This is a genomic window from Sulfitobacter sp. HI0027 (assembly GCF_001634775.1).
Lineage (GTDB): Bacteria > Pseudomonadota > Alphaproteobacteria > Rhodobacterales > Rhodobacteraceae > Sulfitobacter.
Map to the genome: position 1 here is coordinate 1 of NZ_LWER01000006.1, position 10,442 is coordinate 10,442.

Genomic DNA, 10,442 nt, shown 5'->3' on the forward strand with positions numbered 1-10,442 from the left:
GATGCGATGCACAAGGGGGCAGGTGCCTCGGGCGGGCTTTCGGGCAGCCGAGCGCAATCGCTGACCAACCGGCTTTGGCAGGGCCTGAGCGCGCATGTCTATGTCTTCTTGCACCAGACCCGCCTGTCGGATGTGGTGGATAACGAACTGGCCCCCTGTCCGGCGGTGCCGACCCTCTTTGCCGTGGTGGATGAAACGTGAGGGTGGTTTTGGGCAGCAAACGCGCTTTGGCCGCTGTGGCCTGCGCGGGTGGCGATGTGGGATTTCGGGGGCGCTGCCCCCGGACCCCCGCGGTATTTGGAAAAGGATGAAGGATGCGGGTCTACCTGGACCATAACGCGACCACACCGCTGCGGGCGGAGGCGCGCACGGCGATGATCGCGGCGATGGATCTGCCCGGCAACCCGTCCTCGGTCCATGCTGAGGGCCGTGCGGCCAAGGCTGTGGTTGAACGCGCGCGGGTGCAGGTGGCGGGGCTTGTGGGTTGTGATCCGGTCGATGTGATCTTTACCTCCGGTGCAACAGAGGCGGCGGCGCTTGCGGCGGCGATGGGCGCGCGGATGGTGACATCCGCCGTGGAGCATGACGCGGTGCTCTCATGGGGGCAGGCGGATCGTTTGGGCGTCGACGTGCATGGCGTTTGGGACGGTGACCTGACCGCTGCGGTGGGCGTTGATGTGGTCGCCCTTCAGGCCGCCAACAGCGAAACCGGCGTGCTACAACAGACTATGCCCTTGGCGCAGCAATGTTGGGCGATGGAGAGCAGCCCCTATGTGTTGGTCGATGCGGTACAGTCCCTTGGCAAAACGCGGTTCAAAATGGCTACGTCGGGGGCGGATTTCATTCTCATCTCGGCGCATAAGCTGGGCGGGCCCAAGGGCATCGGCGCGCTGATCGTCAAGCGCGGCATCGATCTGGCCGAACACGCGCTTTTGCGCGGCGGCGGGCAAGAGATGGGGCGCCGCTCAGGGACCGAAAATATCCCCGCCATCGCAGGTTTTGGCGCAGCGGCAGAAGCGGCGGCGGCAGATGTCTCTGCGGGGCGGTGGGAAGAGGTGGCCGAACAGCGTGATTTGTTGGAAGCGACCCTTGCGGATGCCACAAGTCTGACTATTTTTGTAGGGAAAGGCGCTGCGCGCCTGCCCAACACTTCATGCATTATTACGCCCGGCTGGAAGGGCGAGACCCAGGTGATGCAGATGGACCTCGCTGGTTTTGCCATTTCGGCGGGATCGGCCTGTTCCAGCGGCAAGGTCCGCGCCAGTGCCGTGTTGCGCGCCATGGGCTTTGATGAAACACAGGCCGCCAGCGCGATCCGGGTGTCGCTGGGCCTGAACACCACCCGGGAAGATATCCTGCGGTTCGCCACAAGCTGGACCGCCAAACTGAAAAAGCACGAAACGCGGGCCGCCTGAGCGCCGCCACGGAAAGGAACTGAAACCTTGGAAAATATGACCCTGAAAGAGAATGATGGCGTCAAGGAAGGCGTCGACCAGGAAACCGTGGATGCCGTGCGCGAAGTCGGCGGCAAATATAAATACGGCTGGTCCACCGACATTGAGATGGAATACGCCCCCAAGGGGCTGACGCCGGACATCGTGCGGCTGATCTCGGAAAAGAACGAAGAGCCGGAGTGGATGCTTGAATGGCGCCTCGCGGCTTATGATCGTTGGTTGACCAAGAAAGAGCCCGACTGGGCGATGGTCGATTACCCCGAGATCGACTTTCAGGACCAGTATTACTACGCCCGTCCGAAAAGCATGGCCGAAAAGCCCAAGTCGCTTGATGACGTGGACCCCAAGCTGCTGGAAACCTACAAGAAACTGGGCATCCCGCTGAAAGAGCAGATGATCCTTGCCGGTGTCGAAGGGGCCGAAGATGCCCCCGCCGAGGGCCGCAAAGTGGCTGTCGACGCGGTCTTTGACTCCGTTTCCGTCGGGACGACTTTCCAAGAGGAACTGAAAAAGGCTGGCGTGATCTTTTGTTCGATCTCCGAAGCGATCCGCGAGCATCCCGAACTGGTGAAAAAATACCTCGGCTCGGTTGTGCCCGTATCGGACAACTTCTACGCCACGCTGAACTCTGCTGTCTTTTCTGATGGTTCCTTTGTCTACGTGCCGCCGGGCGTGCGCTGCCCGATGGAACTGTCGACCTACTTCCGCATCAACGCGGAAAACACCGGCCAGTTCGAGCGAACGCTGATCATCGCCGACAAGGGGTCTTACGTGTCCTACCTTGAAGGTTGCACCGCGCCACAGCGTGACGAGTCGCAGTTGCACGCCGCCGTCGTTGAGATCATCATCGAAGAAGATGCTGAGGTGAAATATTCCACCGTTCAAAACTGGTACCCCGGTGACGAGGACGGCAAGGGTGGCATCTATAACTTCGTGACCAAACGCGCCGACTGCCGCGGCGACCGTGCCAAGGTGATGTGGACGCAGGTCGAGACCGGCTCTGCCGTGACGTGGAAATACCCCTCCTGCATCCTGCGCGGCGACGACAGCCAAGGCGAGTTCTACTCCATCGCCATCGCCAACAACATGCAGCAGGCCGACACCGGCACCAAGATGATCCATCTCGGCAAGCGCACCAAGTCGCGCATCGTGTCCAAGGGCATCTCGGCGGGCAAGGCGCAGAACACCTACCGTGGCCTCGTGTCGATGCACCCCAAGGCCAAGGAATCGCGCAACTATACCCAGTGTGACAGCTTGTTGATCGGCTCGGAATGCGGGGCGCATACTGTGCCTTACATCGAGGTGAAGAATAACAGCAGTCGCGTGGAGCATGAGGCGACGACGTCGAAGGTGGACGACGACCAGATGTTCTACTGCCGCTCGCGCGGGATGGACGAGGAAGAGGCCGTGGCGCTGGTTGTGAACGGGTTCTGCAAGGACGTGCTGCAAGCCCTGCCGATGGAGTTCGCCATGGAAGCGCAAGCGCTGGTGGCTATTTCGCTGGAAGGCTCCGTCGGCTGATGAGCCTTGCTGCGGCGCATACCCCCCTCCGCCTGCATTGGTGGAAGGCGCAGCCGAATTTCGGCGATGCGCTGAGCCCGCTGATCCTGAGCCATGTCTCGGGGCGGCGGGTGGCCCATGCGTCGGTGGACGAGGCGGATGTCTTTGGTCTTGGCTCGCTTTTGCAAATCGTGCGGCGCAATTTCGACACGCCGCGCGACGGGGCCAAGCCGGTGATATGGGGCAGCGGTCTGCTGCGTCCCGCAGGGGGCCGTGCGTTCTTGAAAAACATCGAGATCGCATTGCTGCGCGGTCCGGTGACCGCGGCGCTTTTGGGGGTGGAGACTGACGCTTTCGGTGATCCCGGGCTTCTGGTGAACGAGGTTCTGCCAAGCGATGCACCGCGCGGCGACAAGATCGGCATCGTGCCGCATCATACGCTCGCCGATGCCCCCGAACTGCTGGACCTCGTGGCCTCCGACAGCGCCTATGTGCTGATCGATCCGCGAGACCCGGTAGAGCATGTCTGCGCCGCCATCGCATCCTGCGCCCATGTCTTTGCCTCATCCCTCCACGGGCTGATCACGGCGGATGCCTACGGCGTGGCGAACACTTGGGTCGCACCCGACGGGCAGGGACGCCTCAAGTTCCACGACTACGCCGCCTCGGTGGGCCGTGACATGCGCGTGCCGATCGCCTTGGCCGATATTCCGGCGGCCCGCAAACCCGATGCGCCGCTGGTCTATCACGACGGTATTGCTGTCTGCCGCGCGGCGCTGATCGAACACTTTCCCGCCGCGCTCTGCGCCCGTCAGGGGGCGGCATGAACTTTAACACGCAGGGGCAAGCCCCTGAGATAAAACTGAAATAGCATGAATTGCGGCGCAAAGCGCGCCAGAAGGAGACCGAAATGCTGAGCATCAAGAACCTGCAGGTGAAACTGGAAGAGGAGGACAAGCAGATCCTCAAAGGCGTCGATCTGGAAGTCGAAGCTGGCAAAGTACACGCCATCATGGGGCCGAACGGCTCGGGTAAGTCGACGTTGAGCTACGTGCTCTCGGGCAAGGATGGCTACGAGGTCACTGAAGGCTCCGCCACGCTCGAAGGCGAAGACCTGCTGGACTTGGAGCCCGAAGAGCGCGCCGCGGCGGGCCTTTTCCTTGCTTTCCAATACCCCGTTGAAATTCCCGGCGTCGGCAACATGACCTTCCTGCGCACCGCGGTGAACGCACAGCGCAAAGCGCGCGGCGAAGAGGAAATGTCGGCAGCAGACTTCCTTAAGGAAATCCGCGCCAAGGCGAAGGATCTGAAGATCGACGCCGACATGCTGAAGCGGCCTGTGAACATGGGCTTCTCGGGTGGTGAGAAAAAACGCAACGAAATCCTGCAGATGGCCATGCTTGAGCCAAAGATGTGCATCCTCGACGAGACTGACTCGGGTCTTGACGTTGACGCCATGAAACTCGTCGCCGAAGGCGTGAACGCCCTGCGCACCGAAGGCCGTGGCTTCCTTGTCATCACGCACTACCAGCGTCTTTTGGACCACATCAAACCGGATGTTGTGCACATCATGCACGACGGTCGCATCATCAAGACCGGTGGCCCCGAGCTTGCCCTTGAGGTCGAGAACAACGGCTACGCAGACATTCTCGCTGAGGTGGCATAATGGCCGAAGCGAAACTGCAAGAAACCCCGACCGAGGCGATGATCGCACGGCTCAGCATGCCGCAGGGTGGCTGGGCCCAGGCGGCGCGCGAGGACGCGCTGGCGCGGCTCCGTGCCATGGGCTTGCCGCAACGCCGGGATGAATATTGGAAGTTCACCCGCCCCGACACGCTGACGCAACCCGAGGCGCAGCCTGCCGCGATTTTCGATCACGGCGAGGCACCGCTTTTCGACGACACCGACCGTCTGCGTATCGTCTTTGTCGACGGTGAATTCGACGCCGAAGCCTCCGACGATCTGTCGCTAGAAGGCGTCAGCATCGAACGGCTCGCGGCGGCGGACAGTGATCTGCATTGGGCGCGTGACCTCTATGGTGCGCTGGAAAAGAACGGCCAGACGCCAGTTCAACGCCCACTGGCCGCGCTGAATACAGCCTTCGCGAGTGACGGGGTGCTGATCCATGTCACCGGTCAAGTGAGCAAGCCGATCAATCTGGTTTATACCCATAAATCAGAGACTTCGGATGCGATGTTGCACCACGTCGTGAAGCTCGAAAAAGACGCCGAAGTGACCCTTTTGGAGAACGGCCCCGCCGCCGCGCGCTTCAATACCGTGATGGAGGTTGAAGTGGCCGACACCGCGCGCTTCCACCATGTCCGTGCACAGGGCCGCGATCATGAGCGCCGGGCTGCAACACATGTCTTCACCCGTCTTGGCAGCGAGTCGCTGTTCAAGAGCTTCACCGTTACCGTGAACGGCGCGCTGACGCGCAACGAATGTGTGATCGAGCTCACCGGCGATGATGCCTCGGCCCATGTGGCCGGTGCCTGCGTCGGCGATGGTGACTTCCATCATGACGACACGGTTTTCATCACCCATGACGCGGTGAATTGCGAAAGCCGTCAGGTCTTTAAGAAGGTGCTGCGCAACGGTGCGACAGGCGTGTTCCAAGGCAAGATCCTCGTTAAGGAAGGCGCGCAGAAGACCGATGGCTATCAGATTAGCCAGTCGCTTTTGCTGGACGGCGACAGCCAGTTCCTCGCCAAGCCTGAGCTGGAAATCTACGCTGATGACGTGGCCTGTTCGCATGGCTCGACCTCTGGTGCGATCGACGAAGAGGCGCTGTTCTACCTCCGTGCCCGCGGCGTGTCTCATGCCGAGGCGACCGACCTTCTGACACTGGCCTTCCTTGCCGAAGCGGTGGAAGAAATCGAAGCCGAAGGGCTGCGCGAAGAGATCAACGGGCGTCTCAGCGCGTGGTTGGAGCGTCGTAGCAGCTGATGGCTGTCACCAGCGATATCGTTGCGACCTATCGCGGCCCCGGCAAAGTGATGTCGGGGCTGTTAGCGCAGGGCCGTAACGAGGTGCGCGTTCTGATGTTCGCGCTCATGGCGGGGCTGCTGATTTTCGTGGCCCTGTCCCCTTATCAAGCCCGCGCGGCGCATCTTGACCCCGAAGGACCGCTGGCCGTGCGGCAGTATTGGAGCGCGTTTTTCTGGATCTTCGTGATGCCGATGCTGCTCTATGGTCTGGCGGCGATGGTCTGGGCGATCAGCCGCATCGCGGGGCAGCGGCTCACTGGCTACGCGGTGCGTTTGACCTTGGTTTGGTCACTGCTCGCTTCCGCGCCGATCCTGTTGTTGCTGGGCCTCGCGCTTGGCTTTATCGGGCCGGGCGTGCAGGCGCAGATTGTTGGCGTGCTCTGGTTGGCCGTGTTCTTCTGGTTCTGGATCGCAGGCCTGCTTGCGGCACAGCGGGGCTGAGATGGACAGCGCCGCCCTGATCCAACTCGCGCAAACCACATTGCGTAGCCCCCGCGCCGCAGCGCGGATGATCGCGGCCCTGCCTTTGGGCCGCGAGGTGATATGGACATCGCTCGCCTTGGTCGCAGCGCTTAACGCGCTATTGATCTCGGCGATGTTCGTGATCGCGCCACCCGCCATGGCGTTGCCGAGTTATTTCCAATCGCCGCTGGTGCTTTTTGCGCTGCTGGCCGGTTTGATGGTGCTCTATGTTCATGCGCTGTCTTGGGTTGGCCGGGCCTTGGGCGGGCAGGGCGCGGCGGCCCCGCTTCTGGCGGCCGTGGTCTGGTTGCAGGCGCTCCGGCTCTGCGCGCAATTGGGAATCCTGCTGTTGACCATGGCTCTGCCGCCGGTGGCGTTGCTGGCTTCTTTCGTCGTTACTTTTTGGGGTCTTTGGATCCTGCTGAATTTCGTGGCCGAACTGCTGCATCTGCCGGGGCTCTTCCATGCCGCCGCTGTGCTGGCAGGGGCCGCGCTTGGGGTCTTGCTGGGTCTTGGCCTCCTGCTGTCTTTGATCGGGCTGACCGCCCAAGGAGTTTGAAACATGTTCAACGTTGATGCTGTCCGGGCGCAGTTTCCGATCCTCGGCCGCGAAGTGAACGGCAAGCCGCTGGTCTATCTCGACAATGGTGCATCAGCGCAGAAGCCGCAGGTGGTGATCGATGCGATCACCCAAGCCTACGCGAATGAATACTCCAATGTTCACCGTGGCTTGCACTACCTTTCTAATCTGGCGACCGACAAATATGAAAGCGTGCGCGGCACCGTTGTACGGTTTCTCAATGCCGGATCAGAAGATGAGATCGTGCTCAACACCGGTGCTACTATGGGGATCAACACCGTGGCCTATGGCTGGGCCATGCCGCGGATGCAGGCCGGTGATGAGATCGTCCTGTCGGTGATGGAGCATCACGCGAATATCGTGCCATGGCATTTCCTGCGCGAGCGGCAGGGCGTGGTGCTGAAATGGGTCGACGTAGACGCCACCGGCGCGCTGGACCCGCAGGCGGTGATCGATGCCATCGGGCCAAAGACCAAGCTGGTTGCGATATCGCATCTTTCCAATGTTTTGGGGACCAAAGTTGATGTGAAATCCATCACCGCAGCGGCGCATGAAAAAGGCGTTCCGGTGCTGGTCGATGGCTCGCAGGGGGCGGTGCATATGCCGGTGGATGTCCAAGACATCGGCTGTGATTTCTATGCCGTCACGGGGCACAAACTCTACGGCCCCTCGGGCTCAGGCGCGATCTATATCAAGTCCGAGCGGATGGCCGAAATGCGTCCCTTCATCGGGGGCGGCGACATGATCCGCGAAGTCAGCAAAGACGCGGTGAGCTACAACGACCCGCCGATGATGTTCGAGGCGGGCACCCCCGGCATTGTGGCCACCATCGGCTTGGGCGTGGCGCTGGATTTCATGATGGACCTGGGAATGGAAAATATCGCCGCCCATGAAGATGATCTGCGCGACTACGCCGTGTCCCGTCTCAGTGGGCTGAACTGGCTTAACCTTCAGGGTACGACACCGGATAAGGCGGCCATCTTTAGCTTCACCTTGGATGGCGCGGCCCATGCCCATGACATTTCAACCGTGCTCGACAAGAAGGGCGTGGCGGTGCGGGCCGGGCACCATTGCGCGGCACCTTTGATGGCGCATCTCGGGGTATCTGCCACCTGCCGCGCGTCCTTTGGCATGTATAACACCCGCGCCGAGGTCGACACATTGGTTGACGCACTTGAATTGGCGCATGATCTTTTCGCCTAAGCTCAATTTCGCCGCCCTAGCCCCCGGATTTCCCATTGCAGGGGCGGCCCGCTCTGGCTATACCGCCCCTCAGTGGACCCTTAGCTCAGCTGGATAGAGCGCTGCCCTCCGAAGGCGAATTGCTAAGGTTGCAACGCGTTGAAAGGTAAGATATAAATTAGAGCGTCGAATCTGGTTTCGCACAGAAATTGCACAGAAACGTTCTGTAAAGATGGTCCCATAGCTCAGCTGGATAGAGTGCTCGCCTCCGAAGCGAGAGGTCGCTGGTTCGAATCCAGCTGGGACCACCATCCTTTTTACAACTTTATCAAAACCTATTTTTTGCGATCGACCGTGCGCAATCGCCAGGCCGGCAGTCGCAGGCAAAATGCAGATCACTGCACGCAAAGCCCTTTACGAGCTGCGACTGCACGGCATCAGGGCATGCGCATTTAGGATATCCTTTGGGTTGGCCTTAACGTCTCCGGGGCGGACCAGGATATTTCCTTTTGCGCATTCTCAACCCTATCGTCAACGGAGTGACTGCCCTTAGCATCGAGCGCAGTTGGCCCCTTCATCCCAAGATAAGCTTACTCGGACTGGCGAAACTGGTTTCTTCGGACGGAATCTCGGAATCGCTAAACTCGCAAATCGGAGAAGACGGTTGAGGACGATATTTCAATGATCCGGAGTCCGTTCGATACCCCAGGTGCCGCCACCTGGTTCATAGCAGACGAAAATCTGTTGTGGGTGATTTGTTGATTGCGGGGAAGCTGTCTTGCTTGGCTTATGGCGCAAGCTGAGGCCAAATGAGCCAAAGTCGAAGGCGATTTCGAAGCGGGCCGCACCGGCCCCGACGGGAGTGTCATAAACTTTGTGTATCTGGTCGTCCCGGTCCCGCGGCACAGCGATAGGCAGTTCGCCGTCTTGCCCCTTCAATTTCTTAGCAGATGAGCGGTTGCGACGGTTGGCCTGATCTGGCGGGGCATCCTTTCCGTCTTCATAGCCCAGCTGTGCCGTCAGCTCAGCCCCGAGCATCCGTTCCATAAGCTTGGTCTTGAGCTCATTCATTAGCCCGGCATCGCCAAGCAGATCTTCAGTCTGCTCGCAGGGTCATCGCTCGCGATCACGGTCCATTTCGATGAGCTCTTGCAGGTTTTCGATCCCGATTGGAGTGAATGCGATGACACCGTCGTCGCTGGGACCGTAGACCCAGATTATACCATCTTCGGTTTCCATACCGGTGGCGAGATCAAAGATCTTATTGACGGTTTCGCCCAGTTCGACAGCGACGCGGTCGATTGTCTTGACGGAATACACCTTGTTCAGCTGCATGGTTAGGCTGCTTGTGGAAGGGATAGAGCTTTCCAGTTCCAAGGCAGAAGTTCATGCACGCGCGAGACGGGCAAGTCGGGCAGCCGGGCGAGAACATCGGCGAGCCAGGCCTGCGGATCGATGTCATTCATTTTGGCGGTGACGATAAGGGTATACATGGCGGCAGCCCGTTCACCGCCGCGCTCTGAGCCTGCGAAGAGCCACGACTTTCTGCCCAGTGCCACGCCACGTAAAGCGCGTTCGGCCGCATTATTCGTCAGACAGATATGCCCGTCATCGAGGAATGCCGTGAAGGCCTGCCAACGGCCACGCTTCTCAAACATGTAGTTGATCGCCTTGGCCACCTTGTTGTATCTGGACAGTTTCGCGCGCTCGTCCTGCAGCCAGTCGTGGAGGCCGTTCACCAGGGGACGGGACAGGTTCTGGCGGGCGACGAGCCGGGCATCAGCATCCAGCTCATTGATCTCGCGCTCGATGTCGAAGATGGCATCGATCCGTTTCACCGCTTCCAGTGCGACCGGCGAGATCTGATGGGCGGGTTTGCCCTTGCGGACGTTGCCCGCAAGGTCGGCCAGTTCGAAGAACTTCCGGCGGGCATGTGACCAACACAACGCACTGGTCACGGGCCCCTCGTCGCGGTCTTCGCGATAGAGATCGTTGTATCCACCATAGGCGTCCATTGCCCGGCAGTGGTTTGCTTGCAAACCATGAGAGGGGGCTTGCAGCACACCTTGCCATCCGGCCAGATGCTGATTGGGATTGGTTGCGCCGCGATCTCGAGAGAAGCGGAAGAACGCCGCTGGTGGGGCGCCACCATTCCATGGCCGATCATCACGCACGTAGGTCCAGAGCCGGGCCTTTTTTGCACCGCCCCGCGCCAGAAGCGGCACGGTGGTATCATCGCCATGTAGGCGGTGAGCGGCACGCACATGGCTTTCGATC

Annotated in this window: 10 protein-coding genes, 1 tRNA gene and 2 pseudogenes; 10 read left to right on the plus strand and 3 right to left on the minus strand. The window is 60.5% G+C overall.

Annotated features, from left to right (window positions below):
* The 10 genes and pseudogenes from A3722_RS00350 to A3722_RS00395 form a co-directional block, all read left to right on the plus strand.
* Positions 1 to 201 (plus strand): annotated as a pseudogene (locus A3722_RS00350) (Rrf2 family transcriptional regulator); the annotation flags it as partial.
* A 113-nt stretch (positions 202 to 314) separates the two neighbouring features.
* Positions 315 to 1,415: a cysteine desulfurase family protein gene (locus A3722_RS00355; RefSeq protein ID WP_067625304.1), complete on the plus strand. Its 1,101-nt coding sequence runs from the start codon at positions 315 to 317 to the stop codon at positions 1,413 to 1,415.
* Between the two features lie 36 nt (positions 1,416 to 1,451).
* Positions 1,452 to 2,975, plus strand: coding sequence for a Fe-S cluster assembly protein SufB (sufB, locus tag A3722_RS00360; RefSeq protein ID WP_067625329.1), 1,524 nt, complete (start codon positions 1,452 to 1,454; stop codon positions 2,973 to 2,975).
* Positions 2,975 to 3,781, plus strand: a complete 807-nt coding sequence (locus tag A3722_RS00365) for a polysaccharide pyruvyl transferase family protein (protein WP_067625307.1) — start codon at positions 2,975 to 2,977, stop codon at positions 3,779 to 3,781. Before sufB ends, A3722_RS00365 begins: the two co-directional genes overlap by 1 nt.
* 83 nt (positions 3,782 to 3,864) lie before the next feature.
* A complete protein-coding gene (sufC, locus tag A3722_RS00370) occupies positions 3,865 to 4,620 on the plus strand; it encodes a Fe-S cluster assembly ATPase SufC (RefSeq protein ID WP_067625310.1) in 756 nt (251 codons plus the stop codon).
* Positions 4,620 to 5,900, plus strand: coding sequence for a Fe-S cluster assembly protein SufD (gene sufD / locus A3722_RS00375; RefSeq protein WP_067625313.1), 1,281 nt, complete (start codon positions 4,620 to 4,622; stop codon positions 5,898 to 5,900). The genes sufC and sufD overlap by 1 nt, the downstream gene beginning before the upstream one ends.
* Positions 5,900 to 6,382, plus strand: coding sequence for a hypothetical protein (locus A3722_RS00380; protein WP_067625316.1), 483 nt, complete (start codon positions 5,900 to 5,902; stop codon positions 6,380 to 6,382). The genes sufD and A3722_RS00380 overlap by 1 nt, the downstream gene beginning before the upstream one ends.
* A 1-nt stretch (position 6,383) precedes the next feature.
* Positions 6,384 to 6,962, plus strand: coding sequence for a YIP1 family protein (locus tag A3722_RS00385; RefSeq protein ID WP_067625318.1), 579 nt, complete (start codon positions 6,384 to 6,386; stop codon positions 6,960 to 6,962).
* 3 nt (positions 6,963 to 6,965) lie between these two features.
* On the plus strand, positions 6,966 to 8,186 hold the full coding sequence (locus A3722_RS00390; RefSeq protein WP_067625321.1) for a cysteine desulfurase: 1,221 nt from the start codon (positions 6,966 to 6,968) through the stop codon (positions 8,184 to 8,186).
* A gap of 213 nt (positions 8,187 to 8,399) precedes the next feature.
* A tRNA-Arg gene (locus A3722_RS00395) sits at positions 8,400 to 8,476 on the plus strand.
* Positions 8,477 to 9,053: 577 nt separating this feature from the next.
* On the opposite strand, the pseudogene A3722_RS25220 reads toward A3722_RS00395, so the two are convergent.
* From A3722_RS25220 to tnpC, 3 genes and pseudogenes are all read right to left on the minus strand, one after another.
* Positions 9,054 to 9,257, minus strand: a pseudogene (locus A3722_RS25220) (transposase); the annotation flags it as partial.
* A gap of 21 nt (positions 9,258 to 9,278) precedes the next feature.
* A complete protein-coding gene (locus A3722_RS00405) occupies positions 9,279 to 9,500 on the minus strand; it encodes a hypothetical protein (RefSeq protein WP_067625326.1) in 222 nt (73 codons plus the stop codon).
* 2 nt (positions 9,501 to 9,502) lie between these two features.
* Positions 9,503 to 10,442 (minus strand): IS66 family transposase (tnpC, locus tag A3722_RS00410; protein ID WP_150120385.1); only part of this gene is annotated, 940 nt, incomplete at its 5' end.

Excerpts from the sequence above, each read along its gene's own strand:
- A3722_RS00355 (WP_067625304.1), top strand. The coding sequence starts at position 315 with ATGCGGGTCTACCTGGACCATAACGCGACCACACCGCTGCGGGCGGAG.
- sufB (WP_067625329.1), top strand. The coding sequence starts at position 1,452 with ATGACCCTGAAAGAGAATGATGGCGTCAAGGAAGGCGTCGACCAGGAA.
- A3722_RS00365 (WP_067625307.1), top strand. The coding sequence starts at position 2,975 with ATGAGCCTTGCTGCGGCGCATACCCCCCTCCGCCTGCATTGGTGGAAG.
- sufC (WP_067625310.1), top strand. The coding sequence starts at position 3,865 with ATGCTGAGCATCAAGAACCTGCAGGTGAAACTGGAAGAGGAGGACAAG.
- sufD (WP_067625313.1), top strand. The coding sequence starts at position 4,620 with ATGGCCGAAGCGAAACTGCAAGAAACCCCGACCGAGGCGATGATCGCA.
- A3722_RS00380 (WP_067625316.1), top strand. The coding sequence starts at position 5,900 with ATGGCTGTCACCAGCGATATCGTTGCGACCTATCGCGGCCCCGGCAAA.
- A3722_RS00385 (WP_067625318.1), top strand. The coding sequence starts at position 6,384 with ATGGACAGCGCCGCCCTGATCCAACTCGCGCAAACCACATTGCGTAGC.
- A3722_RS00390 (WP_067625321.1), top strand. The coding sequence starts at position 6,966 with ATGTTCAACGTTGATGCTGTCCGGGCGCAGTTTCCGATCCTCGGCCGC.
- A3722_RS00405 (WP_067625326.1), bottom strand. The coding sequence starts at position 9,500 with ATGCAGCTGAACAAGGTGTATTCCGTCAAGACAATCGACCGCGTCGCT.